Origin of the sequence: Sphingomonas olei (genome assembly GCF_045369765.1) — a bacterium.
GTDB classification, from domain to species: Bacteria; Pseudomonadota; Alphaproteobacteria; order Sphingomonadales; family Sphingomonadaceae; genus Sphingomonas; species Sphingomonas panaciterrae.
Window position 1 is genome coordinate 119,457 of the sequence record NZ_JBIQEU010000005.1, and the last position, 25,451, is coordinate 144,907.

Annotated in this window: 20 protein-coding genes, 1 tRNA gene and 1 pseudogene; 11 read left to right on the forward strand and 11 right to left on the reverse strand. The window is 68.2% G+C overall.

Annotated elements, in window-relative coordinates; translation table 11 throughout:
• Nucleotides 1-4: 4 nt before the first annotated feature.
• Nucleotides 5-1,372, reverse strand: coding sequence for an exodeoxyribonuclease VII large subunit (gene xseA / locus ACH0BU_RS08270; RefSeq protein ID WP_314471721.1), 1,368 nt, complete (start codon nucleotides 1,370-1,372; stop codon nucleotides 5-7).
• Between xseA and purD the strand changes: the two genes are divergently transcribed.
• The 5 genes from purD to ACH0BU_RS08295 all read left to right on the forward strand — a co-directional run bounded on the left by purD (nucleotide 1,371) and on the right by ACH0BU_RS08295 (nucleotide 8,428).
• Nucleotides 1,371-2,633: a phosphoribosylamine--glycine ligase gene (gene purD, locus ACH0BU_RS08275; RefSeq protein ID WP_125946381.1), complete on the forward strand. Its 1,263-nt coding sequence runs from the start codon at nucleotides 1,371-1,373 to the stop codon at nucleotides 2,631-2,633. The genes xseA and purD overlap by 2 nt on opposite strands.
• Before the next feature lie 116 nt (nucleotides 2,634-2,749).
• On the forward strand, nucleotides 2,750-3,508 hold the full coding sequence (locus tag ACH0BU_RS08280) for a helix-hairpin-helix domain-containing protein (RefSeq protein ID WP_206430606.1): 759 nt from the start codon (nucleotides 2,750-2,752) through the stop codon (nucleotides 3,506-3,508).
• 71 nt (nucleotides 3,509-3,579) lie between these two features.
• Complete coding sequence (polA, locus tag ACH0BU_RS08285; RefSeq protein WP_314472115.1) at nucleotides 3,580-6,360, forward strand: DNA polymerase I; 2,781 nt, start codon at nucleotides 3,580-3,582, stop codon at nucleotides 6,358-6,360.
• A gap of 46 nt (nucleotides 6,361-6,406) precedes the next feature.
• On the forward strand, nucleotides 6,407-7,924 hold the full coding sequence (locus tag ACH0BU_RS08290; RefSeq protein ID WP_046407377.1) for a lipopolysaccharide biosynthesis protein: 1,518 nt from the start codon (nucleotides 6,407-6,409) through the stop codon (nucleotides 7,922-7,924).
• Between the two features lie 39 nt (nucleotides 7,925-7,963).
• Entirely contained in the window at nucleotides 7,964-8,428 is a 465-nt protein-coding gene (locus ACH0BU_RS08295; protein WP_145117858.1) for a PaaI family thioesterase, read from the forward strand.
• Between the two features lie 26 nt (nucleotides 8,429-8,454).
• On the opposite strand, the gene ACH0BU_RS08300 is transcribed toward ACH0BU_RS08295, so the two are convergent.
• The 6 genes from ACH0BU_RS08300 to ACH0BU_RS08325 form a co-directional block, all read right to left on the reverse strand.
• A complete protein-coding gene (locus ACH0BU_RS08300; RefSeq protein ID WP_046407374.1) occupies nucleotides 8,455-8,757 on the reverse strand; it encodes an alkylphosphonate utilization protein in 303 nt (100 codons plus the stop codon).
• Nucleotides 8,758-8,844: 87 nt separating this feature from the next.
• A complete protein-coding gene (locus ACH0BU_RS08305) occupies nucleotides 8,845-9,435 on the reverse strand; it encodes a MarC family protein (RefSeq protein ID WP_052742400.1) in 591 nt (196 codons plus the stop codon).
• Nucleotides 9,436-9,535: 100 nt separating this feature from the next.
• Entirely contained in the window at nucleotides 9,536-10,318 is a 783-nt protein-coding gene (gene hdhA, locus ACH0BU_RS08310; protein WP_206430605.1) for a 7-alpha-hydroxysteroid dehydrogenase, read from the reverse strand.
• A 195-nt stretch (nucleotides 10,319-10,513) separates the two neighbouring features.
• A tRNA-Thr gene (locus ACH0BU_RS08315) sits at nucleotides 10,514-10,588 on the reverse strand.
• Between the two features lie 208 nt (nucleotides 10,589-10,796).
• The gene (locus ACH0BU_RS08320) at nucleotides 10,797-10,931 is read right to left on the reverse strand and encodes a hypothetical protein (protein ID WP_269430555.1); all 135 of its coding nucleotides are present in this window, start codon (nucleotides 10,929-10,931) and stop codon (nucleotides 10,797-10,799) included.
• Complete coding sequence (locus ACH0BU_RS08325; protein WP_314472107.1) at nucleotides 10,892-12,694, reverse strand: M24 family metallopeptidase; 1,803 nt, start codon at nucleotides 12,692-12,694, stop codon at nucleotides 10,892-10,894. The genes ACH0BU_RS08320 and ACH0BU_RS08325 overlap by 40 nt, the downstream gene beginning before the upstream one ends.
• Nucleotides 12,695-12,828: 134 nt before the next feature.
• On the opposite strand from ACH0BU_RS08325, the gene nadB reads away from it, so the two are divergent.
• From nadB to ACH0BU_RS08345, 4 genes are all read left to right on the forward strand, one after another.
• Nucleotides 12,829-14,409 carry an L-aspartate oxidase gene (gene nadB / locus ACH0BU_RS08330; protein ID WP_296219119.1) on the forward strand — a complete coding sequence of 527 codons (1,581 nt, stop codon included), beginning with the start codon at nucleotides 12,829-12,831 and terminating at the stop codon, nucleotides 14,407-14,409.
• Nucleotides 14,410-14,525: 116 nt separating this feature from the next.
• Entirely contained in the window at nucleotides 14,526-15,647 is a 1,122-nt protein-coding gene (locus ACH0BU_RS08335; RefSeq protein WP_052742397.1) for a serine hydrolase, read from the forward strand.
• Nucleotides 15,648-15,724: 77 nt separating this feature from the next.
• Entirely contained in the window at nucleotides 15,725-16,729 is a 1,005-nt protein-coding gene (locus ACH0BU_RS08340; RefSeq protein WP_296219121.1) for a threonine aldolase family protein, read from the forward strand.
• 38 nt (nucleotides 16,730-16,767) lie between these two features.
• Nucleotides 16,768-17,685 carry a DMT family transporter gene (locus ACH0BU_RS08345; RefSeq protein WP_296219122.1) on the forward strand — a complete coding sequence of 306 codons (918 nt, stop codon included), beginning with the start codon at nucleotides 16,768-16,770 and terminating at the stop codon, nucleotides 17,683-17,685.
• On the opposite strand, the pseudogene ACH0BU_RS08350 reads toward ACH0BU_RS08345, so the two are convergent.
• The 3 genes and pseudogenes from ACH0BU_RS08350 to ACH0BU_RS08360 form a co-directional block, all read right to left on the reverse strand.
• Nucleotides 17,595-18,417, reverse strand: a pseudogene (locus ACH0BU_RS08350) (Rossmann-fold NAD(P)-binding domain-containing protein). The gene ACH0BU_RS08345 and the pseudogene ACH0BU_RS08350 overlap by 91 nt on opposite strands.
• Entirely contained in the window at nucleotides 18,414-19,694 is a 1,281-nt protein-coding gene (locus ACH0BU_RS08355) for a M48 family metallopeptidase (protein ID WP_296219124.1), read from the reverse strand. Before ACH0BU_RS08355 ends, ACH0BU_RS08350 begins: the two are co-directional and overlap by 4 nt.
• Nucleotides 19,695-19,709: 15 nt before the next feature.
• Nucleotides 19,710-21,377 (reverse strand): M28 family metallopeptidase, encoded by a 1,668-nt coding sequence (locus tag ACH0BU_RS08360; RefSeq protein WP_296219125.1) that lies wholly within the window; start codon nucleotides 21,375-21,377, stop codon nucleotides 19,710-19,712.
• A 216-nt stretch (nucleotides 21,378-21,593) separates the two neighbouring features.
• Between ACH0BU_RS08360 and pepN the strand changes: the two genes are divergently transcribed.
• A complete protein-coding gene (gene pepN / locus ACH0BU_RS08365; protein ID WP_296219126.1) occupies nucleotides 21,594-24,188 on the forward strand; it encodes an aminopeptidase N in 2,595 nt (864 codons plus the stop codon).
• A gap of 38 nt (nucleotides 24,189-24,226) precedes the next feature.
• Here the strand turns inward: pepN and ACH0BU_RS08370 are convergent, their stop codons facing one another.
• On the reverse strand, nucleotides 24,227-24,652 hold the full coding sequence (locus ACH0BU_RS08370) for a DUF1810 domain-containing protein (RefSeq protein ID WP_296219127.1): 426 nt from the start codon (nucleotides 24,650-24,652) through the stop codon (nucleotides 24,227-24,229).
• A 74-nt stretch (nucleotides 24,653-24,726) separates the two neighbouring features.
• Here ACH0BU_RS08370 and ACH0BU_RS08375 point away from each other — a divergent pair, with 74 nt between their 5' ends.
• Nucleotides 24,727-25,359, forward strand: coding sequence for a YbhB/YbcL family Raf kinase inhibitor-like protein (locus ACH0BU_RS08375; RefSeq protein WP_296219128.1), 633 nt, complete (start codon nucleotides 24,727-24,729; stop codon nucleotides 25,357-25,359).
• Nucleotides 25,360-25,451: the final 92 nt, after the last annotated feature.

Here is a 25,451-nt window from a genome sequence, read left to right on the forward strand (position 1 = left end):
CTCCCTAGAACAGCGTCGGCTGTTCGGGTTTCTTGGTCGGATAGGAGCGCGCGCGGGCGCCCTCAACCTTTGCGTCCACCGCAGCGTCGGCGAATTTGAGCGTCAGCTCCCCCGCGGCGCGGGCGGCGGCGGCGCTGGTCAGCGTGGCGCCGGACCGATCGGTTACGCGGGCATAGCCACGCGCGAGCGGCGCGTCGGGATCGACCGAGGCGAGCAGCCGGCCCAGATCCTCCAGCCGTTGCCGGGCGCCACCCAGCCGTTGCTGAAGCAGCGCCGGGCGCAGGATCGCGCCGGTGCGGTCGAGTTCCCCGCGGGCACGCACCACGCGGCGTTCGAGCCCGCGATCGAGCCGCGCGCCCAGATCGTCGGTGCGCTGGCGCTGGGGACCGAGCAAACGGTCGCGCGTCGGCAGCAGGCGCACCATCGCGTCGAGCCGCTCGCGCCCGCGATCGATATAGCGGCGCGCGCACCGCTCGGTCCGCTGGGCATGCGCGGCGACGGTGAGGCGCAGGTCGGCGAGCACGGGGACGGCCAGTTCCGCCGCCGCGGTGGGCGTCGGCGCGCGCAGGTCGGCAGCATAGTCGCACATCGTCGTATCGGTCTCATGGCCGACGGCGGAGATGATCGGGATCGAGCAGGCGGCGACGGCGCGGACTACCGGTTCCTCATTGAAGGCCCACAGATCCTCGATCGAGCCACCGCCTCGCGCGACGATGACGAGATCGGGGCGAAGGTGATCGGGCAGCGAATCGAAGCCGCGCACCGCGGCGGCGATCTCGTTCGCCGCGCCGTCGCCCTGAACCTTCACCGGCCAGACGAGGACATGGCTGGGGCAGCGATCCTCCAGCCGGTGGATGATGTCGCGGATGACCGCGCCGGTGGGCGAGGTCACGACGCCGATGCGCTGCGGCAGATAGGGCAGCGGCCGGCGCGCCTTCGACTTGGCGAACAGCCCCTCGGCGTCGAAGCGCGCCTTGTTGCGTTCGAGCAGCGCCATCAGCGCGCCCGCGCCGGCAAGCTCCATCCGCTCGATGATGACCTGATATTTCGAGCGGCCGGGATAGGTGGTGAGGCGGCCGGTGGCGACGACCTCGATCCCGTCCTCCGGCCGGAAGGCGAGCGCGGCGGCCTGCCCCTTCCAGATCACGCCGTCGATCACCGCGGCGTCATCCTTCAGGCACAGATAGCAATGGCCGGACGCGACACGCTTGAACCCGGAAATCTCGCCGCGCAGGCGGACGTGGCCGAATTCGCCCTCCACCACGCGCTTCAGCCGGGCGGAGAGTTCGCCCACCGACATCGCGGCTGCGTTGTCCCCCGGCACCGGGTCCGCTACGAGCCGCGCGGGAACGTCAAATAAGGGGTCGGGCATGAACGTCCTGCTGATCGGATCGGGCGGGCGCGAGCACGCTCTGGCATGGAAACTCGCGCAGTCTGAGCGTCTAGATACGCTCTATGCGGCGCCCGGCAACCCCGGCATCGCCCAGCATGCGACGCTTGCCGCGCTGGACGTGACGGATCACCGCGCGGTGATCGATTTCGTCCGCCGGCACGGCATCGGCCTGGTGGTGATCGGCCCGGAACAGCCGCTGGTCGACGGGCTGGCCGACAATGTGCGCGCGATTGGCGTGCCCGTGTTCGGGCCAGGCCGCGAGGCAGCGAAGCTGGAGGGGTCGAAGGGCTTCACCAAGGATCTGTGCGCGCGCGTCGGCATCCCGACGGCGCGTTATTTCCGCGTCACCAGCCGCGATGGGGCGCTGGCCTGCCTCGACGATTTCGCGAGCGGCGACGAGTTGCGCTGCGTCATCAAGGCCGATGGTCTGGCGGCGGGCAAGGGCGTGGTCGTCGCGATGACGCGGGCTGAGGCCGAGGCGGCGATCGCCGCGCTGTTTACAGGCGGGCCGGCCGAGGCGGTGATCGAGGAATTCCTGGAAGGGGAGGAGGCGAGCCTGTTCGTCCTGTCGGACGGGACCAGCACGGCGAGCTTTGGCAGCGCGCAGGACCACAAGCGCGTTGGCGACGGCGACGTCGGTCCGAACACCGGCGGGATGGGCGCTTACTCCCCCGCCGCGGTGCTGACGCCCGAGCTGGAGGAGCAGGCACTGGGCGAGATCGTGCGCCCGACGATCGACGCGCTCGCCGCGTCGGGCACGCCCTATGTCGGGGTGCTCTATGCCGGGCTGATGCTGACCGCCGAGGGGCCGAAGCTGATCGAATATAACGTGCGCTTTGGTGATCCCGAGTGCCAGGTGCTGATGGCGCGCTTCGCCGGCGACCTGGTCGAGACGCTGCTCGCCGTGGCGGAAGGGCGGCTTGCCGATATGCCGGCGCCGGCCTTTGCCGATGACGTGGCGCTGACGGTGGTGATGGCGGCGAACGGCTATCCGGGCACGCCCGAGACCGGCGGCGCGATCCGCGGGATCGAGGCGGCGGAGGCGACCGGGGCGGTCGTGTTCCAGGCGGGAACGCGCGCCGATGGTGAGGAGATCGTGGCCGCGGGCGGGCGCGTGCTGGCCGTGACCGCCACCGGCGGCGACGTCGCCGAGGCGCAGCGCCGGGCCTATGCCGCGGTCGATATGATCGACTTTCCGACCGGTTTCTGCCGCCGCGATATCGGCTGGCGCGCGCTCTGATCGAGGAAAATCGCGCCGGAACGGTCGCGACGGGGATGACCGGTAACGTTTCGCCCCCGTTGCGGGAACCATGACGCGCCCCTAAGGCTTGGCGTTCGGCGTAGCGGAGTGTCTTCATGCAGCCCACCACGGTGGACAATACATTGATCGGCATCGTGCTCGCGATCATCGCGGTTATTGCGGTGCTGGCGATCGTCGCGATGCTGGCCGGCAATCGCAGGAAGCGGGCCCGGCAGCAGGCGGAGCGTTCCGAGCGCGACCGTCTGGCCGAAGCGTCGCAGCCGCACCAGCGTGCCGCTGCGCCCGAGAGGGTAGCGGCTCCGGCGCCGGTCCCCGTGCAGCCGCCGGTCGCCCCGCCGCCACCGCCGCTGACCGACCTGCCCGAAACGGCACCGGTAGCGCCCGCACCGGTTACGCCAGCGCCGGTCGCGTCCGCATCCGCACCTGTCGAACCGGCGCCGGAACCTGCCGCGACCGAGCCGCCGCCGCTGGCGGACGAGCCGATTGCCGCGGCTGCCCCGCTCGATGCCTCCCCCGCGGTCGAGGCGCAGCCCGAGCCGCTGGCACCGCCCGCGCCGTCACCTGCAGCGCCGCCCGCCGCCGCCCCCGCCCCCGCCCCCGCCGCGCCGCCGCCGGGGGACGCGCCGGTGACGCGCATCAAGGGGCTGGGCCCGAAGGTCGCTGCACGGCTGGCCGAGCTGGGCATTTCGACCGTCGGGCAACTGGCCGCGCTGGACCAGCGCGCCGCCGAGGACCTCGACGCGCATCTTGGGCCGTTCACCGGCCGGATGGGGCGCGATCGCTGGCTGGAACAGGCGCAATTGCTGGCCGCCGGCGACATCAAGACGTTCGAGGAACGGTTCGGGAAACTGTGAGTCGCGGGCGGCGCGATCCTGCGCCCACCGCATTGTTTGTTCGCGGCGCGCCGATCCGCTAAGCGGCCCCCATGCCGCACCTCTATCTCGTCGATGGCTCGAGCTTCATCTTTCGCGCGTACCACGTGCTGCCGAAGCTCACGAACAAGCATGGTGAGCCGGCCGGTGCGGTTTATGGCTATACGACCATGTTGTGGAAGCTGGCCAACGACCTGCACAAGGCCGATGGCCCGACTCACCTGGCGGTCATCCTCGACAAGTCCGAGACGACGTTCCGCAACGAATTGTACGACCAGTACAAGGCGCATCGCCCGCCCGCGCCGGAGGATCTGAAACCGCAGTTTCCGATGATCCGCGATGCAACGCGCGCCTTTTCGCTGCCGTGCATCGAGGAAGCGGGCTGGGAAGCCGACGACCTGATCGCATCGTACAGCAAGGCGGCGCTGGCGCAGGGCTGGCAAGTGACGATCGTCAGTTCCGACAAGGACCTGATGCAGCTCCTCACCGAGCCGGGCATCGACATGCTCGACACGATGAAGGACAAGCGCTTCGGCCCGCCCGAGGTGGTGGAGAAGTTCGGCGTCGGGCCGGACAAGCTCGGCGAAGTGCTGGCGCTGATGGGCGACAGCGTCGACAATGTGCCGGGCGTGCCGGGCGTGGGGCCCAAGACCGCGGCGAAGCTGATCCTGGAGCATGGCAGCGTCGAGGCGGTGCTGGCCGCCGCGCCCGAGATGAAGAAGGGCAAGCTGCGCGAGAATCTGATCGAGTTCGCCGATCAGGCGCGGCTGTCGCGCAAGCTGGTGGAGCTGGCGTGCGACGTGCCGCTGCCGCACCCGCTGGAGGAAATGGCGCTCGACGGGATCCCAGAGGCGCCGCTGCGCGCCTTCCTGGAGCATCACGGGTTCAAGTCGCTGCTGGCTAAGCTGAGCGCGGAGCAGAATGAGGGCGTCGATCCGGCGCCGCCCGAGCCGGTCGGCGTCCCGCAGGAGGAAGACCCGCCCTGCGACCATGACAATTACGAAACGGTGGTCGACGAAGATGCGCTCGATCGCTGGATCGCCGTGGCGCGGCATCAGGGCTGGGTTGCGATCGATACCGAGACGACCGCCAAGGATCCGATGCTGGCCGAGCTGGTCGGCGTGTCAATGGCGCTGGCGCCCAATCTCGTTTGCTATGTGCCGCTGGCGCATGTCGGCGAGGGCGGCGGGGGCGACATGTTCGCCGAGAAGCCCGTGCAGCTCGACCGCGACCTGGCGCTCGCCAAGCTGAAGCCGCTGCTGGAGGATCCGGCAGTGCTGAAGATCGGGCACAATCTGAAGTACGATATGGTCGTGCTGGGGCGGCTGGGGATCGCGCTTGCGCCCTATGACGACACGATCGTGATGAGCTTCGACCTCGACGCCGGGCTGCACGGGCACGGGATGGACGAGCTGGCGGCGACGCACCTGTCGCACAGCTGCATCGCGTACAAGGACGTGACGGGCACGGGGAAGAAGGCGATCGGGTTCAACCAGGTCGATCTGGCCGCCGCGACGCGGTACGCGGCCGAGGATGCCGACGTGACGCTGCGGCTGTGGCGGCGCTTCCGCCCGCGGCTGCCGATCGAGCGGGCGACGCGGGTGTATGAGATGGTCGACCGGCCGCTTGTTTCGGTCATCGCGCGGATGGAGCGGCACGGGATCAAGGTGGATCGCGAGCGGCTGGCGCAGCTTTCGACCGAGTTCGCGACTCAGATGGCGGAGCTGGAGGGCGTGATCCACGGCATCGCCGGCGCACCGTTCACGATCGGCAGCCCCAAACAGCTGGGCGATGTCCTGTTCGAGAAGATGGGCATCAAGGGCGGTCGCAAGGGCAAGAGCGGCGTCTATTCGACCGACGTCAACGAGCTGGAGCGGATCGCGGCGGACAAGGATTCGCCCGGCAAGGAGATTGCCGCGCGGGTGCTCGACTGGCGCCAGCTGTCGAAGCTGAAATCCACCTATACCGATGCGCTGCAGGAGCAGATCAACCCGGCGACGGGCCGCGTCCACACCAGCTATTCGCTGACCGGCGCGCAGACCGGGCGGCTGTCATCCACCGATCCGAATTTGCAGAACATCCCGATCCGCACCGAGATCGGCCGGCAGATCCGCGACGCCTTCGTCGCCGAGCCGGGTAACGTCATTCTGGCGGCGGACTATTCGCAGATCGAGCTTCGGCTGGCGGCGCACATGGCCGACGTGCCGGCGCTGAAGGAAGCGTTCGCGCGGGGCGACGATATCCACTCGCTGACCGCGCAGGAGCTGTTCGGCACGGTGGATCGCGACACCCGCGGGCGCGCCAAGACGATCAACTTCGCGATCCTCTACGGCATCAGCCGCTGGGGCCTTGCCGGCCGCCTCGACGTGACGGCGGATGAGGCGCAGGCGATGATCGATCGCTATTTCGAGCGGTTCCCGGGGATCAACCGTTACATCGCCGAGACGCTGCAAGCGGTGCGCGAGCAGGGGTTCACCGAGACTCTGTTCGGCCGCAAGACGCATTTCCCGCGGATCAAATCGAAGGTGCAGCACGAGCGGCAGGGCGCCGAGCGCGCGGCGATCAACGCGCCGATCCAGGGCACGAGCGCCGACATCATCAAGCGCGCGATGGCGCGGATGGAGCCGGCGCTGGCCGAGGCCGGGCTGACCGGAACGCGCATGCTGCTGCAGGTGCACGACGAACTGGTGTTCGAAGTGCCAGAAAGCGAAGTCGAGGCCGCGAAGCCGGTGATCGAGCGCGTGATGGCAACCGCAGCCGAGCCGTCGGTGAAGCTGGACGTGCCGCTGGCGGTGGAGATCGGCACCGGCGCAAGCTGGGGGGCGGCGCATTGACCGGCCCATTGACCGGCGGGCAGCGCGGGGCCGGCGGGACGCCCCAGTGACCGAAACATCGAAGGATATTGCCCAGCTCGCCAAGGGCGGGCGGACCAATGTCGCTGGATTCATCCTGCGGCTGGCGGCGCGCATCCCGTTCCTGTTCATCGCCGGGCGGCTGTACGGACCGGAGCTCGTTGGGCGGTTCGCCATCGCGGTGGTGGTGGTGGAGCTGGCGGCGCTGCTGGCGACGCTGGGACTGAAGCGCGGGCTGGCGCAGGCGCTGAGCCGCACCGACCGGCCGCACGTCCATGTCGTCGCCGACGGGCTGGTGGTCGCGGCGCTGCTGTCGCTGCTGGCGAGCGCCGTGCTGTGGACCTTCCCCGAGGTCATGTACCCCAATACGCCCATCGTCGGCCTCGATCGATGGCTGCCGTTGATCGTGCTGGCGATCGCCTGGTCCGACGTGAGCCTGGCGGCGCTGGCGTATCGCCACAACGTGAAGGCCGCGGTGACGGCGCGCGCGGTGGTGGAGCCGTGGACGATCTCGATCGCGGCGTGGATATTCTCCTTCTTCACCACGCGCGATGGCCTGGTGCTGAGCTATGTCGCGTCGATGATCGCGGCGCTGATCGCATCGATCGTGCCGCTGGTGCGCAGTTACGGCCTGCCGCGTGGCTGGTCCCCGCATGTGCGCGGGCTGCTGGCGATGATCCGCGACAATGTGCCGCTGGCGGGCGCAGACGCGTTCGAATGGGGCACGCGCAACGTCGACCGGTTCATCCTGGGGGTGATGTTCGAGCCCAAGATCGTCGGCATCTATTATATGGCGCAGCAGGTCGCGAGCCTGCCGCAGAAGCTGAAGACATCGTTCGACCCGATCCTGGGCCCGGTGATCACGCAGAGCCTGGCGGTGAACGACCGGCTGGCGATCGCCAACCAGGTGCGGCAGGTCGCCTTCTGGATCATGGCGGCGCAGCTTGGCCTGGCGCTGATGGGATCGATCCCGGGCGAGGCGGTGATGGGGACGGTGGGGCCGCAATTCGTGGCTGGCACCGCGGCGCTCGCCTTCCTGCTGTTCGCCGAAGTGCTCGCGTCGACCGGGGCGGTGTGCGAGACGGCGCTGGTCTATACCGCGCGGCACCGCAACCTGCTGATCTCCGCCGTGATGCTGGCGTTCCAGGTGGCGCTCAGCTTTGGCATGATCATCGCCACGCGGCGGCTCGGCTGGTCGGAAGAGGCGCAGGCGGCGGCGCCGGCGGTGGCGCTGATGGTGAGCGTCGCGCTGACCTCCGTCATCAAGGCGCGGCTGCTGCGCCACATATTGTCGGCGCCCGTGTCGCCGCTGCGCTGGCCGCTGGTGTGGGCGATGCTGGCGGCGCTGGTCATCGGCGGATTGGTGACGTCGCTGCCGCATGAATATGAATGGGCGGAGATCGTGTTCGGCATCCCGGCAATCGCCGGCGTCTACCTGTTCGTGCTGTGGCGTTGGGCGTTCACGCCGGCCGACCGGGCATTGTTCGGCAAGATGCCCAATGCCGAGGAGGCGACACTGCCGAACGTCGGGTCGCCGGCGCGCTGAGCGGCGCGCGGATCATCCCAGGAGCCAAGAAGGAAGATTGTGGACATCACGACCGAACCCGGCATCGCGCTGACGCCGATCGACGACGGTGAGTGGCAGGGATGGCTGCGCTGGCCAGGCACCGACCCGTTCGAGGACCATGCCGGGCCGTTCTTCGCGCGCTATGATGCCGACGGGCAGATCGAGTGCGGTTTTCGCCCGGAAGCCAAGAACCGCAACGGCGGGGGCAACGTCCATGGCGGGTCGCTGCTGACCTTTGCCGATTTCTCGCTGTTCATGGTCGCGTCGGCAGTGCTGCCCGCCTTCCACGGCGTCACCGCGACGCTGAACGCCGAGTTCGTCGGCGCGGCGGTGCCCGGCCGGTTGCTGACCGCGCGGGGCGAGGTGGTGAAAGCCGGGCGCAGCCTGATCTTCGTGCGCGGCGTGATCGATGACTCAGGCGACGCGGTGATGAGCTATTCCGGGGTGATCAAGAAGATCGCGCGGCGGCCCGCGACAGCCTGATCGGTCGCGGGGGGACGGCGCAGGCGCTATCGCTTGCGCACGAACTCCGCCCGCAGCACGAGGCCCTTGATCCCTTCGTAGCGGCAGTCGATTTCCTGCGGGTCTCCGGTCAGGCGGATCGACTTGATGAGCGTGCCGCGCTTCAGCGTCTGGCCGGCGCCCTTGACCTCCAGATCCTTGATCAGCGTGACCTGATCGCCGTCCGCCAGCAGATTGCCGACGGCGTCGCGCACCTCCACCTGATCGGCCTCGGCGCGCTTGGCGGCAAGCTCGCTCGCCGGCAGCCATTCGCCGCTTTCCTCGTCATAGACATATTCGTCGTCAGCCATCTTGCTTCCCTGTTGTGCGCAGCGCGGTGGAGGCGGCTTTTATGCCGGAGCCGGGCCGATCGCCATGGGACATGATGCCCATGCCCGTCACAGCATCTTCACCGCGTTGACGATGAATTGCATCGCCAGCGCGACCTGCAGGACGCCGAACACGGCGCCCATGATTTCCAGCGGGCTGGAGCCCATCTTGCGCATCAGCCACTTGGACCGCAGCATCAGCAGCCAGTTGAGAAGGATGATGCCAAGGCCGATGGCGATGATCTCCAGTTGGGCGCCCGTATTCGGCACGGCGGCGGCGAAGATGATCGGGATCGTCACTGCGATCGGTGGGAAGAGGCCGGGAAAGACGAGCGTGGTCGGGCGCAGCTTCTGCGGATCGAGCAGCGTGGGGCTCTGTGCCGCCGGCACGAGCAGCGACTGGAGCGAGAGGGCCAGCAGCACGACGCCGGCGCTGCCGATCAGCACGGGGAGCGACACCTCCCACGACGCGAGCGTGCCGGTGCCGCCATAGACGGCAAGAACGAAGGCGAGTGCCGTGAGCAGCGCGGCGCGCGTCGCCAGCCGGCGGACGCCCGGCGCCTTGTCATCCGTCCCGACGGTCGCGAATATCGCCACGGCGCGGATCGGCCCCATGGTCATGAAGAGCAACCCGAAGAGCGTTGCCGCCGGGAATTCCATAGGAGCCTCGCTTCCGTCTCAGGCGGCCGCCCTTGCGGCGCGGTCCCCCGACGATGAGGCGGGGTGAAAGCTCACGGGCAGGAACCGCTGCGCGCAGGGATCATCCATTCAGTTCCTGGACGCCGCCGCCCGACACGGTGAGGACTTGCCCGCTGATCCAGGATGCGGCGGGCGAGCAGAGGAAGAGCGCCGCATAGGCGATGTCATCGGGGGTGCCGAGGCGTGGCAGTGGGGTGTGGCGCAGCATCGCCTTCTCGATCTCCGGCGTCAGGACGGAGGCGAGCGCATCGGTCTTGGTCGCGCCGGGCGCGATGGCGTTTACGCGGATGCCCGACGGCCCGAGGTCATAGGCGATGTTGCGTGTGAGGTGGTTCACCGCCGCCTTGGACGCGGCGTAGGACGCCATGTGGTCGTCCCGGTTCTCCCCCGCCATCGAGGAGATGTTGAGGATCGCGCCGCTGCCATGCGCCGCCATGTGCGGGGCAGCGAGCTGCGCCAGCCGGAACGAGGAGAAGACGTTCAGCTCAAAGGCGCGGCGGAAATCTTCCATGGGCATGTCGAACGGCTTGGGACCGCCGCCACCGGCATTGTTCACCAGGATCGTCAGCGCCTTGAATGTGTCGACCGTGGTACCGACCGCGTCCTGCAGCTCCGCCTCCACGGTGACGTTGCAGGTGAAGGCGCCCGCCTTTCCGCCAGCGGCGCGAATATCGTCGGCGACGGCCTCCGCCTTGTCACGCGCGAGGTCGGTGACCATCACCGCGGCGCCCGCGCCGGCGAACAAGCGCGCGATGGCACGCCCGATGCCGTTGCCGGCGCCGGTGACCAGCGCGACCTGGCCGGTGAGGCGGAATCGGTCGGGGTCGAACAGCCGGTCGTCCACACGCATTCCTTTCCCGCGAATGCGACCAGGACAGGGCAGGCGCCGTGTCGCGGATGCCAGATGAGGCGTGCGCGGAGGTCGCGGCAATCAGTAACATGCGCAGACGGCCGCGCCCGGACGTGGCGAATGGGGCGGGGGCGGGGGCGGGCAGCTCCGCGCCACGGCGGAGTTTCGTTCAATGACGGTCGGGGAAAATGGTGCTGCCGGTGAGGATTGAACTCACGACCTCAGCCTTACCAAGGATGCGCTCTACCACTGAGCTACGGCAGCACTCGGCCCGCGATCGGCGGGCGAGGGGGCGCTAGAGACGAGCGGCGGCCGATTGTCAAGGCGCTAAAGTCGCGCGATAGCCTGTTTCGATGGAAACCAAGGCAGAACGGGACGCGCGGCTGGCCGCGGCGCTGCGGGCGAACCTGCGCCGGCGCAAGGAGCAGGCGCGGGCAGTGAAGGAGACAGCGGCGGACGGTGAGGGCGACGATCAGTCCGCGACGAATCGGCCGACCGCATAGCAGAAGTCGCCCGTCAGATAGGCGATGGTCAGCGCCGCCCCGCCGACCACCGCCCAGGGAAGCGTTACCCGACAATGATGGGCGAACACCTTGAGACGATCCATTCGCGTTCCTCCCCCTCCAGCACGGGGGCGAGCGTTGCCGCGACCCGGGCGTGATAGTCATTGAGCCATGACAATTCGCCGGGGGTCAATAGGGCCGGATCGACCAGATCGCGGTCGATCGGAGCGAGGGTGAGCGTTTCGAAGGCGAGCATCGTCGACTCCCCGCCGGGCACGTCCTGTTCATGGACGAGGAGCAGGTTCTCGATCCGGATGCCGTATTCGCCGGCCTTGTAATAGCCCGGCTCGTTGGAGAGGATCATGCCGGGCAGCAGCGGCTCCGACGGGCCGGCGCCGGGATAGCTCGGCTTGGCGATCCGCGCGGGCCCTTCGTGTACCGAGAGGTAGCTGCCGACGCCGTGGCCGGTGCCATGCGCGAAATCCAGCCCCGCCTGCCACAAGGGAAGGCGGGCGAGCGCGTCGAGCTGCGCCCCCGTCGTGCCGCGCGGGAAGACGGCCGTGGCGAGCGCGATATGCCCCTTCAGCACGCGAGTGAAGCGATCGCGCATCTCCTGCGTCGGGTGGCCGATCGGGACGACGCGAGTGACGTCGGTGGTGCCGTCGACATATTGGCCGCCCGAATCGATCAGATAGAGCTGCCCCGGCTCGATCGGCAGGTTCGATTCCTCAGTGACATGATAATGCGGGATCGCGCCGTGCGGGCCAGTGGCGGAGATGGCGTCGAACGACAGGTCCTTCAGCACGCCCGTTTTGCGGCGGAATTCCTCCAGCTTTGCCGCCGCGGACAATTCGGTCTGGCCCCCCTTCGGCCCCTCGATCGCGATCCAGCGCAGGAAGCGTGACAAGGCGGCGCCGTCGCGGATGCTGGCGGCGCGATGGCCGGCCTGCTCGACCGCATTCTTGGTCGCGCGTGGGATGACGGTGGGGTCGCGCAGCGGCACGACGGTGCCGCCGCAGGCCTCGATCGCGTGTGGAATGGCCGCCACCGACAGCGCGGGATCAACCGCGACGCGCCGGCCGGCGAACTGGCCCAGCGCGGCGGCGAAGCTGCGCCGGTCATGGACACGAACGGCGTTGCCGAGATGCGCGGCGACCGCGTCGTTCATCTTTTCCGGTGCGACATAAAGGTCAGCGGTGCCGTCGGCGTTGACGATCGTGTAGGACAAGGCGACCGGGGTGCGCGAAACGTCGCCGCCGCGCACGTTGAGCAGCCATGCGGTCGATTCAAGCGACGCGAGAACCACCGAATCCGCGCCGTGCGCCACCAGCCAGTCGGCAACGGCGGCGCGCTTTTCGGCCGAGGACCGGCCGGCATGGGCATCGTCCTGCACGGTGAGCGGCGCATCGGACGGCGCGGGGCGATCGGGCCAGACCGCGTCCACCGGATTGGTGTCGACCGGCACCAGCGTCGCGTCGATCGCGGCCAGCGCGCGGCTTGCCTCATCGACCCAGGCGCGGGTGTGGAGCCACGGATCATAGCCGATGCGCGCGCCCTGCCGGGCATGATCGGCAAGCCAGCCCGAGACGCTGGTTTCCGGCACGCCGACGAACTGCCAGTCGTCGTCCGACACCTGTTCGCGCACCTGCAGCGTATAGCGGCCATCGGTGAAGATCGCGGCCTCTGCCGGGAGCACGACGGCGGTGCCGGCCGACCCCTGGAAACCCGTGAGCCATGACAGGCGCTGCGCATAGGCGCCGACATATTCGCTCATATGCTCATCGGTCAGCGGCACGACGAAGCCGTCGAGCTGCTGGCGCGCAAGCTGGTCGCGCAGGGCGGCGAGACGGGCGGAGTAGGTGGACATGGAGCTTCCTTGCAAACCAACCCACGGCCACCTCACCGGGTCAGGTGCCGCGCGGGAACATCATCGCCCGATATGGCAGATGCCGGCGCTTCGTGCCATGCAGCCGGGATGCTTCTTCCTCCCCAGAGCCGCGCATGACGAGCGCGGACGTGCTTATCGTCGGATCGGGTGCTGCGGGGCTGACGGCCGCGCTCAACCTCGCCAATCGATTCAAGGTGATCGTGCTGGCAAAGGGCGCGCTCAACGAAGGGTCCACCGCCTGGGCGCAGGGTGGGATCGCCGCGGTGCTGGAGCCGGGCGACACGTTCGAGAACCATGTCGAGGATACGATGGTGGCGGGCGCTGGACTCAATGACCGCGAGATCGTTGAATTCGTGGTGGAGAATGCGCCGGCGGCGATCGAGCGGCTGCAGAAGCTGGGCGTGCCGTTCGCGCAGGACGGGAATGCGCTCCACCTGACGCGCGAGGGCGGGCATTCGCATCGGCGCATCGCGCATGTCGACGACGCGACCGGCTGGGCCGTGCAGGAGGCGCTGCAGCGGGCGGCGGAGGCGCATCCCAACGTCACGCTGGTTCCCGATCAGGTGGCGATCGATCTCGCCACCAGCCGGCATGAGGAGCGCTATTCCGGGGCTGGCAACGTCTGGGGCGTCTATGCCGTCGATCGCAAGAGCGGGCATGTGAACCTCTACACCGCCCGTGCGACGATTCTGGCCACAGGTGGAGCGGGGCGGACGTATCTGTTCTCTACTGCGCCGCGCGGCGCGACCGGCGACGGGATCGCCATGGCGTGGCGCGCGGGCTGCCGCGTCTCCAACATGGAGATGATGCAGTTCCATCCGACCTGCCTGTACAACCTCGACGTCAAGAACTTCCTCATCACCGAGGCGGTGCGCGGGGAGGGCGGGCGTCTGATCAACCCGCTGAACGGCCACCGCTTCATGGTGGATTATGATCCCGAGCGGCTGGAGCTCGCGCCACGCGACGTAGTCGCGCGCGCGATCGATGCCGAGATCAAGCGTTACGGCCTCGATTATGTCCATCTCGACATCAGCCACCAGCCGGCGGATTTCGTGCGCGGGCATTTTCCGAACATCTACGACAAGTTGATGAGCCTGGGCATCGACATGACGGTGCAGCCGATCCCGGTCGTGCCCGCACAACATTATACCTGCGGCGGGATCATCGTGGACCGCCACGGGCGCACCGACCTGCCGGGGCTGTATGCGGCGGGCGAATGCACCGAGAGCGGGTTGCACGGCGCGAACCGGCTGGCGTCAAACTCGCTGCTGGAGTGCTTCGTGTTTGGCGAGGCGGCAGCGCAGCATATCGCAGCGCATTGGGACATGCTGCCGTCGGTGCCGAAGATCAGGCCGTGGGACGAAAGCCGGGTCACCGATTCCGACGAGGAAGTGGTGATCAAGCAGAACTGGACCGAGATCCGCCGTTTCATGTGGAATTATGTCGGTATCGTGCGCACGACCAAGCGGCTGCAGCGCGCGCAGCATCGCATCAAGATGCTGACCGCGGAGGTGGAGGATTATTACGGCCATTTCCGGGTGACGCCGGACCTGATCGAGCTGCGCAACCTGCTTCAGACGGCGGAGCTGATCGTACGATCGGCACTGCACCGACACGAAAGCCGCGGCCTGCATTATACGCTGGACTGGCCGGAAACGCTGGAGGCGCCGGTCGACACGGTCCTGGTTCCGTAACGGCATCCTGTTCATCGCAGCAGAGGCGCCGTTCATCGCAAAGCGGGTAACTCACGGTTTTCAATGGCGTCTTTTCCGATAGCCTCCCGTGTCATGGCATGGGGCAGGCGAGGATCATGATCGGACGGTTGGGCGCAGGAGCTGCGTTGCTCGCGCTGGCCGGCTGTGTCGGGGAGCCACCCTCGCGGAACGCGCGCGCCGTCGCGCCGGCCCCCGCGCCCTCCTATGTCGTCGCCATCCCGGTGCCCAAGCCCAAGCCGCTGCCGGCCAGCCGCGCGCCGCGCGCGCTGGATGCGTCGATCCAGCAATTGGTGCGCGAGTTCCCGGGTATTGCCGGCGTGGCGGTGCGCGCCGTCGACGAGGATTGGACGATCGAGGCCGGGGGGCGTCGACTGCTGCCGCAGCAGAGCGTCAGCAAATTGTGGGTCGCGATGACCGTGCTCGATCAGCGCGACAATGGCCGGCTGAAGCTGGACGATCCGGTCAGCGTGACGGCCAGCGACCTGACGCTGTTCCACCAGCCGGTCGCCTATCTGGTGAAGGGCGGGACGTGGAACACGACCGTCGGCAACCTGCTGTTCCGTGCGCTGACGCAGAGCGACAATACCGCCAATGACCGGCTGCTGACGCTGGTCGGTGGGCCGAGGGCGGTGAACGCCTTTATCGAGCGCAAGCGGCTGGGCGACATTCGCTTCGGCCCGGGTGAGCGGCTGCTCCAGGCGAAGACCGCCGGGCTGACGTGGGATCAGTCGATGAGCATCGGCAACAATTTCTCGATCCAGCGGGCGAAGCTGGATCCGGCGGTGCGCGCGCGGGCGATGCAGGCCTATATCGACAATCCGCCCGATGGAGCGGCGCCGCTAGCGATTGCCGATGCGCTGTCGCGGCTGGCGCGGGGCGAATTGCTGTCCGAAACGTCGACGCGGCTGATGATCTCCACGCTGGAATCGAGCCGCACCGGGCGGGCGCGGCTGAAGGCGGGAATCGCGCCGGGATGGACGCTGGCGCACAAGACTGGGACGGGGCAGGAACTGGGCCGCCGCAACGCCGGCTTCAACGACGTCGGCCTGCTGACCGCGCCGGACGGCCGGCGTTATGCGGTGGCAGTGATGATCGGCGACACGACGCGCCCGATGCGCGAGCGCCAGCAGCTGATCCAGGCGGTGGCGGCCAGCGTCAGCGGCTATCGCGGGACGGCGACGATCGCCTCGCGCGAGCAGGACGATCCCGAAACCTGATCCGGTCACAGCGTCGGTGCCCGATCGCTTGATCCGTGTCGATTGACCGTCGCGCGGTAGCGCCGCAAGGCACCCCCATGCGCTTCTTTTCCGACAATGCCGCCCCGGTCCATCCCGCCGTGCTCGCCGCCATGGCCGAGGCCGATGTGCTCGACACCGCCTATGATGGCGATCGCTGGTCCGGGATGCTGGACGCGCGGCTGTCGGCGCTGTTCGAGACCGAGGTCGAGACCTTGTGGGTACCGACGGGCACCGCGGCCAATTGCCTGGCGCTCGCGGCGCTCTGCCCGCCGCACGGCGCGGTGCTGTGCCACCATGACGCGCATATCCAGAATGACGAATGCGGCGCGCCGGAATTCTACACCCATGGCGCCAAGCTGTTGCTCGCAGGCGGCGAGGGCGCGAAGCTGACGTCCGAGACGCTCACCGGGTTGCTCGGCACGATCCGCAAGGACGTGCATCAGGTGCAGCCGCACGCGATCTCGATCACCAATGCGACTGAATATGGGCTGGTGTACCGTGCCGACGAGGTGGCGGCGATCGGCGCGATGGCGGCCGAGCACGGGCTGGCGCTGCACATGGATGGTGCGCGCTTTGCCAATGCGCTGGTTCACGCCGGCTGCTCACCCGCCGACATGACGTGGCGCGCGGGCGTGACCGCGCTCAGCATGGGCTTCGTCAAGAATGGCGGGATGGGTGCCGAGGCACTGGTATTCTTCAAGCGCGGGCTGGTGGAGGCGAGCCGCTATCGCCGCAAGCGCGCTGGCCTGCTGTTTTCCAAGGGGCGTTATCTGGCGGCGCAGATCCTCGCACTGCTGGAGGAGGACCGCTGGCTGGCCAATGCGCGCAATGCCAACGAAGGCGCGGCGCTGATCGCCGCCGCCGCGGGTGATCGGCTGGTGCATACGGTGGAGGCGAACGAGGTGTTCCTGCGCGTCTCGGCCGAGGAAGCCGCGGCGCTGCGGGCCAAGGGGTTCGACTTTTATGATTGGGGGCCGGGCGAGGCGCGGCTGGTGGTGTCGTGGAACCAGCGCGTGGAGGATATCCGTCCGCTGGCCGATGCCATCGCGGCGCTCGGCTAACCGCTTCACCCGCCGTCCAATCCGCACTACGCGGCGGCATGATCACCGCCCCGCCACCGCAATCGACTCGCGCCCGTGTCCTGATCCCGTTCGGGATCGTGACGCTGATCTGGGGGTCGACGTGGCTGGTCATTCGCGACCAATTGGGCGTGGTGCCGCCGTCCTGGTCGGTGAGCTACCGCTTTTTGGTGGCCGGCGCCGCGCTGCTTGCCTGGGCGGTGATCCGGCGGGAGCCGGGGACGATCGATGCGCGTGGCTATGCCTTTGCCGGCGCGCTCGGCCTCGCGCAGTTCGTGCTCAATTTCAACTTCGTCTACCGTGCGGAACAGTTCATCACCTCGGGGCTGGTCGCGGTGGTGTTCGCGCTGCTGCTGATCCCCAACTCCTTGTTCGGGCGCATATTTCTGGGTCAGCGGATGGGGCGGCAGCTGATTGTCGGATCGGCGGTGGCGATGGGCGGCGTGGCGCTGCTGTTCGTCCATGAGGTGCGCAGCGATCCGCATGGGCCGGCGACCGCGCTGACCGGTATCGCCTTGACCTTGTGCGCTATTCTGTCCGCCTCCAGCGCCAATGTGATGCAGGGGACTGAAACCGCGCGGCGCTATCCGATGCTGCGGACCACCGCCATCGCCATGCTGATGGGCGGGGTGTTCGATGCGGCCTGGGCGTGGTTCACGGCGGGGCCGCCGGTGATGGAGTGGCGCTTGGGGTATGTAGCCGGCATCCTGTACCTGGGGCTGGCGGCGTCGGCGCTGGCGTTTCCGCTATATTTCGGGGTGATCCGGATCATTGGCCCGGCAAAGTCGGCCTATTCCAGCGTCATCGTGCCCGTGATCGCCATGGCCCTTTCCACATTGTTCGAGGGTTACCGCTGGTCAACATTGGCCGCTTGTGGCGCAGCATTGGCCGCTTTCGGCCTGGTCATCGCGCTGACCGCCCGAAGGCCCAACCGATAGTCCGGATAGAGCGGCGTCCAGCCGAGCACCCGCTTTGCCTTCCCGTTCGCGACGCGGCGGTTCTCGCCATAGAAAGCGCGGGCCATCGGTGAGAGGCTGTCGAGCGGCACCACGGGGGGGCGGCGGCAGGCCGAGCAGGTCGGCGGCGAATTCGATCACCGCATCCTGGCTGGACGGATGGTCGTCGGCGAGATTGTAGGCGCCCGGCGGCGCGGTGAAGCCGGCGACGACGCCGCGCGCGATGTCATCGACATGGACGCGGCTGAACACCTGGCCGGGGATGGCGGTGCGGTGCGCCTTGCCGGCCGCCACCCGGTCGAGCGCGGAGCGGCCCGGGCCGTAGATGCCGGGGAGGCGGAAGACGCGCGCGCCGAGCGCCAGCCATGCCGCATCGGCCGCGTTGCGGGGCCCGCGCCGGCCGGTGATCGGCGCGCTTTCGTCCACCCAGGCGCCGCCCGCATCGCCATAGACGCCGGTGGAGGAGAGGTAGCCCAGCCACTTGCCCTCCAGCAGCGCGCAATATCGCACCAGCACCGGATCGTCCGCGCCATCCGGTGGCACGGAGGACAGCACATGCGTTGAGGCGGCGAGCCCGGCGCGCACCGCATCTCCATCATCGAAGCGGATCGTGCCGGCGCGGCCGTCGCGCGTCGTCGCCAGCACCGGGCCGCTCGCGGCATCGCCGATCGCGCTCGCCGCATAGCCGAGGCCGAAGATGAACAGCCGGCTCATCTCGCGAGCGTTGGCGTGACCATCGTGGCGCCGGGCAAATTATCCTTCTTCCACTGCATCGACATGCGAACGCGCGTCGCGCCCGAAGGATGATCGAAGAACAGGAATTCCTCGATCGGCCCGGGCTCAAGCTTGCGATATTCTGACAGGCGGATCGCCGCGGTGGCAAAGCCGTCAGGCGCGCGGGCGGCATCGAGGCCGAAGCGGTCCGCCTCGCTCTCGCTCAGGCGGGTGACCGTGCTGATATACGGCGTCGCCAGCGCCACGAGGACGCTCGTGATCGCGAGCAGCAGCGGCGCGCCGGCAGGGTCCGCCACGTCGCGCACGCCCCAGCGCGGGTGGCGCGCGATCAGCCGCGGCGCCAGCCGGGAGAGCGCGAAAAAGATGACGAGCACCGCGAGGGCGAACCACAGCAGCAGTCGCCAAATGTGGCCGAGCACATAATGGCCCATCTCATGCCCCATCACCGCTGCGACCTCGTCAGGTGAGGTGCGGTTAAGGAGATTGTCGTTGAGCGCGATGCGGATCGTGGGGCCGAGCCCGGCGACATTGGCGGAAATCCGCTTCGTCTGGCGTGAGGCATCAGCGACATAGATATGGTCGGCGGGGATGTGATGCGCCTCGGCCATCGCGACGATTCGGTCGCGCAGCGGGCCGGCGGGCATTTCGGTGTAGCGGTTGAACAGCGGCTCGATGAACACCGGGCCGAGCAGCAGCCCGATGGTGAGGAAGCTGATCATCACCGCCGTGCCGACCGCCCACCACCCGCGGCGAAAGCGGCGAATGACGGCGTAGATCGCGGTGAACAGCAGCGCATTCACCACCAGCGACACGCCCAGCATCTTGAGCTGGTCGATAAGCCAGGCGCCGAACGTCTGGCTCATCAGGTCATATTGCGCCTCGCGCACGAAGCCGGTGTAGATCGTCCACGGCAGGAACAGGAGGAAGCTGACGAGCGTGAACAGCACGCCGTACAGGCCGGGGACGAGCCAGGTGCGCCTGACGCGCTGTTCGGCGAGATCGCGCATCCGGGCGGAAAAGCCACTGGCGAGCAGCGCGCCATAGACCAGCACGGCGACCACCGCGTTCCACAGGATCAGCCAATAGCCACCCTCGAAATAGGCGTCCGACTTCGCCCGTGCCGGCCCCTGCAAAAGATCGAGGTAGGCGCGGGTTGCCGCGTCGACGTCAAAACCGGGGTTTGCCCCCTGTCCTTGCGCGATGGCGGGTAACAGCGCCGCTGCCCCCAGCAGCGCTGCCCCGATGACCTTCCTCATCCCCTGTTCCCCCGGTTACGGGGCCATTGGCCCCTTGAACAACGTGCCGAAATAATCGCCCTTGTTCCACACCGGGCGCGTGGGCGCGTCAGCGATGTCGCGGGCGATGCGATAGTTCACATCCACGAAGCGGACGCCCTGTTCCCACTCGATCGGCTGCGACAGATCGTCGCTGGGCTTGTGGTAGTTGGTCGACATGAAATGTTCGACCGCGGCCTTGCCCGGTCCCTTCTGGCCCGGCCACAGGAAGACCGAGGGCACACCCTTCTGCACGAAGCGGAAATGGTCGGAGCGAACGAAGATCCCCTCGTCCGGCATCGGATCGGGCGACAGGCTGACGCCGGCGCCGGCGACCGCGCGGCTGATGATCGGGCCGAGCGTCGAGCGATCGCCGCCGAACGCGACCATATCCTCGAACTTGTAGGTCAGGATCGGCATGTCGAGATTGACGTTGGCGATGATCGACGAGGCCGGCACGGTCGGGTGATTGGCGAAATAGTCGCTGCCGATCAGCCCCTTTTCCTCCGCCGTGACGGCGAGGAACAGGACGGTGCGCTTGGGCGCCCCTTCCTTCTGGAAGCGCTTGGCCTCCTCGATCAGGCTGGCGATGCCGATCGCATTGTCGAGCGCGCCATTGTGGATCTTGTCATCGGCCTTGCCGCTGACGCCGACGTGGTCGAGGTGTGCCGAGAGGACGACGACTTCCTTCGCCAACGCCGGATCGCTGCCGGGCAGCACGCCGACGACGTTGGACGAGCGTGCGGGGGCGAAGCTGGTCTTGGTGGTGGCGGAGAGCGTGGCGGGCAGCTCCTCGGGCGTGAAGCGCGCATCGGCCTTGTCCGATTCCTTTGCGACCTTCGCCCAGCTGGTGCGCGCGCCGGCGAACAGCTTTTCCGCGCCGGTGAGGCTCAGCGTCGCGAGCGTCGGGATGCCGCCTTCCTCGACATGGCCGGTGCCGTCGGGATTGGCCCAGGTCATGCGGGTGTGGCCGATCCCTTCGACCATCTTGGCGAAGGGGCGCTGCTTGTCGCTGCGCGAGGTGACGAGCGTGATCGTGCCGACCGCGCCGCGTTCCGCCGCGAGCCGTGCCTTGGTCGTCGGCGAGCCGAGCCAGGCACGCTCCTCACCCGTCATCTTGGACGGCGAGCCGCTGACGAAGGCGACGATCTTCCCCTTCACATCGACGCCGCGATAATCGTCGCGGCCATATTGCGGCGCGACGATGCCATAGCCGACGAACACCACCGGTGCGGACAGATTGGTTTCCTTGGCGCGCGGGTTCGCGGAGGGGACGTAATCGGTGCCGTAGGTGAGCGGCAGCGTGGTGCCGCCGCGCGTGATGCCGAGCTTCCCCTCGCCTTCGGCCTTGTAGGCGACCAGCGGCACTTCCTGCAGATAGCCGCCCTTGGCCGCGCCGGGCTTCAGCCCGGCGGCAAAGAATTGCGAGGCGACATATTCGGCGGCGATATCATATTCCGGGCTGCCAGCCTCACGCCCGCGCATCGCGTCCGAGGCGAGGAACATGACGTGCGACTTGATCGCCGCAGCCTCGGGCGAGAGCGGCGTGGTGGCCGCGGCGGTTTGAGCCTTCGCGGGCGTTGCCGGAGCGGCGGGGGCAGCCTGCTGCGCGATGGCAGCGACGGGCAGGGTGGCGAAGCACAGAGCTATGGCGAAACGACGCATGGATATCCCGTGGTGATGGCGCCCGCCCCCGACCGGGACGGCGAGAAGGGCGGGGCGACGTGGCACCGGCGACGGGCGCCTGCGACACGCGGCTCGACCTCACTCGACATGAAAGACAAGGATTGGGCGGCTTGATGCCGCAAGTCGTAGCATTGGGGGAGCGCGCCGCAAGCATTACCGATGGAACCGGATCGCGCGCCGTCTATATCTCTTCCCATGCTCGACGCTCTTACCGCCACCGCGACCCCGGCCGTTCACCGCCGCGAGGATTATCGACCGCCGGCATGGTTGGTCCCCGACGTGTCGCTCGACTTCGCGCTCGACCCGTCGGCGACGCGGGTGCGCGCGCGGCTCGACGTGCGGCGCGGCGGCGAGACGGGCGAGCCGCTGCGGCTGGACGGCGACGGGCTGACGCCGATCGCGGTGCTGGTCGATGGTGTCGCAGTGAACGACTGGCGGATGGAGAATGACCAGCTGGTCATCCCGCTGACCGGTGACGCGCATGTGATCGAGACCGAGGTGGAGATCGCGCCCGATCGCAACACGCAGCTGATGGGGCTGTATTCCTCCGGCGGAAACCTGTGCACCCAATGCGAGGCGGAGGGATTTCGCCGCATCACCTTCTTCCCCGACCGGCCCGACGTGCTGGCGACCTATCGCGTGCGGATGAGCGCGGACAAGGCGCGCTACCCGGTGCTGCTGGCCAATGGCGATCCGATTGCGGCCGGCGACAATGGCGACGGGACGCATTGGGCCGAATGGCACGACCCGTTTCCCAAGCCATCCTATCTGTTCGCGCTGGTCGCCGGGGACCTCGCCTGCAACCGTGGCACCTTCACCACGCGATCGGGGCGTGAGGTGGAGCTGGGCATCTGGGTGCGCGAGGCAGACCTGCCGAAGACGGATCACGCGCTCCATGCGCTGAAGCTGTCGATGGCGTGGGACGAGCGCGTCTATGGCCGCGAATATGACCTCGACGTGTTCAACATCGTCGCGGTTGATGATTTCAATTTCGGCGCGATGGAGAACAAGGGGCTGAACATTTTCAACAGCCGCTACATCCTGGCCGATCCCGACACCGCGACCGATTACGATTACGACGCGATCGCGACCGTCGTGGCGCACGAGTATTTTCATAACTGGTCGGGCAACCGAGTCACCTGCCGCGACTGGTTCCAGTTGTCGCTGAAGGAAGGCTTCACCGTCTTTCGCGACCAGGGATTCTCCGCGGACCAGGGATCGGCGGCGGTCAAGCGGATCGAGGATGTGCGCGGGCTGCGCGCCAGCCAGTTCCCGGAGGATGCCGGCCCGCTGGCGCATCCGGTGCGGCCCGAAAGCTACCTCGAGATTTCGAACTTCTACACCTCGACGATCTACAACAAGGGCGCCGAGCTGATCCGCATGATGGCGACGATCCTGGGGCCGACACGCTTCCGGGCGGCGTGCGACCTGTATTTCGACCGTTTCGACGGGACGGCAGCGACGTGCGAGGATTTCGTCGCGTGCATGGAGGAAGGCGGTGAGGTCGACCTGTCGCGCTTCCGCCTGTGGTACAGCCAGGCGGGGACGCCGCGGGTGGCCGCCAGCCTGTCGCATGATGGCGGTCGCGCGACGCTGCGGCTGGCGCAGCATGTGCCGCCGACGCCGGGACAGGCGGTGAAGGAGCCGATGGTCCTGCCGCTCAAGATCCGGCTGTTCGGCGCGGAAACCGGGCGGCCGCTGGGGCCGGAGCAACTGGTGCTGTTGGAGGATGCGAGCGAGACGATCGTGTTCGACGGCATCGCCGAGCGGCCCGTGCTGTCGATCAACCGCGGCTTTTCCGCGCCAGTGACGATCGAGAGCGATCGTACCGCGGAGGAGCTGGCGTTCCTGGCGCGGCACGATGACGATCCCTTTGCACGCTATGAGGCGATGCAGCAGCTGATGCTGGACACGCTGGTGGCGGGTGCGGTGGAGGGCGTGGCGGATCATCGCGCGGTGATCGACGCGGTGGCCGACACGCTCGACGATCCGACGCTGGACCGGGCGTTCGTCGCCGAGGCGGTGCTGTTGCCGTCGGAAAGCTTCATCGGCGACCAGCTGAGCGTGGTTGATCCCGATGCGATCTTTGCTGCGCGCGAGGCGCTGCGCGCGGACCTGGGCCGGGCACTGGGCGATCGCTGGCGCGAGATCTACGACGCCAATGAGAGCGACCGGCCGTATGAATATACGCCGGCGGCGAAGGCGGCGCGGCGGATTCGCAACGTGGCGCTGGGCTATATCGCGGCGTCGGGCGCGAGCGATGCGGCGGCGCTGGCGTTCCGCCAGTTCGAGCGTGCCGACAACATGACCGATCGGCAGGGCGCGCTGTCAGTGCTGGTCAATGGCGAGAGCGACCTGCGGGAGGCGGCGCTCGACATCTTCTACAACCGTTATGCCGGTAATCCGCTGGTGCTGGACAAATGGTTCCAGACGCAGGCGTTGTCGACGCGGGTCGATACGCTGGCGGCGGTGCGCGCACTGGCCGAGCATCCCGACTTCACGCTGGCCAACCCCAATCGCGCGCGCAGCCTGATCGGAGCGTTCGCGGTCAACCAGCGGGCGTTCAATCAGGCCGATGGCGCTGGCTATCGCTTCCTTGCCGACCAGCTGATCGCGCTTGACCGGCTCAACCCGCAGACGGCGGCGAAGCTGCTGCCGCCGCTGGGCCGGTGGCGGCGGTTCGACCCCGCGCGCGCGGCGCTGATGCGGGCGGAGCTGGAGCGGATCGTCGGGACCAGCGGGCTGTCCAAGGACCTGTTCGAACAGGCGTCGAAGAGCCTCGACGGCTGAGGCCCGCTGAACCCCAAAGCCCAGACGCGTGCGGCGCGTCAGGGTGCCTTGGGCAGCAGCGCGGCCGTGGCCGGGCCCGGCCCGTCGAAGAACCGGTCGATGATCGCCTGGAACGGGGCAGGATCATCGGCCGCGCGCGCGAAGAGCGTCATCGAGGACCGAAGCTTCATCGCGTCGACCGGCCCAAGGATGTCGACCGCACTGCCGCTGGCGGCAGCCAGCGCGGCGCACGCCGCGTGCAGACGCGGGCCGAGCAGGGGATGCGCAAGATAGGCGCGCGCCTCATCCAGCGACGCGATTCCGAAATGCTGCGCAGTGGGGCTGTGACCCAGCCCGCGGAGCTGCGGAAAGACATACCACATCCAGTGGCTGGTCTTTCGGCCGTGGCGCAATTCCGTCAGCGCGTCGGCATAGCTGCCGTGCTGCGCGGTGACGAAGCGGTCGAGATCGAACGGGTCGTCCATGCCGCACCCAACGCGCAACACGCATCGCGGATGCGGCCTCGTGCGTTGAAATCGGCGCAAGAAAAGGAGGCGACATGCTGGAACATATCCCCGCCTGGCTTGGGCGAACGCTGGGCAATGTGCGCGCGGGTGCGGACAAGCTGGCGATCGTGCAGCCCGAACTGGGTGGAACATTCGGCGCGCTTGACCTGTCCAGCCCGGCGTTCGCGCAGGAGGCGCGTCTGCCGCCGCGATTCACCGCCGATGGCGAGGGTGTCTCACCGCCGCTGATCTGGGGCGCGGTGCCGGAAGAAACGGCGCTGCTGGCGCTGTTGGTCGAGGATGCGGACGCACCGGCGCCGCAGCCGCTGGTCCATGCCGTCATGTGGGGCCTGCCGGCGGACGCCGGGCGGCTGGAGGAGGGCGCGATCGTCGCCGATGGCGACGGGCTGGCCGAGCAAGGCGACGTGGGTCGCCATTCGTACCTGGGCGAAGGCTGGCTGCCACCCGATCCACCGACCGGTCATGGCGAGCATCGTTATGTGTTCCAGTTGTTCGCGCTGGGTGCCGGGGTGGGCGATCCCGGCGCATCGCCCGGTCGAACGGCGCTGGTGCGCGCCATGACCGGGCATGTGCTTGCTGCGGGGCTGCTTATCGGGACCTATTCGCGTGGCGAGCCGGCCGAGGCAGCGCCGGCTCAGACCGCGTTTGCGGCGGCGTCGACATAAGCGAGGAGGCCCGACATGCTGACAAAGGCAGCGAGGGCGAGGCAGGCGGAGCGGACCATCGAACAATCCTTTCCAGAACAGAGGGAGGCGTG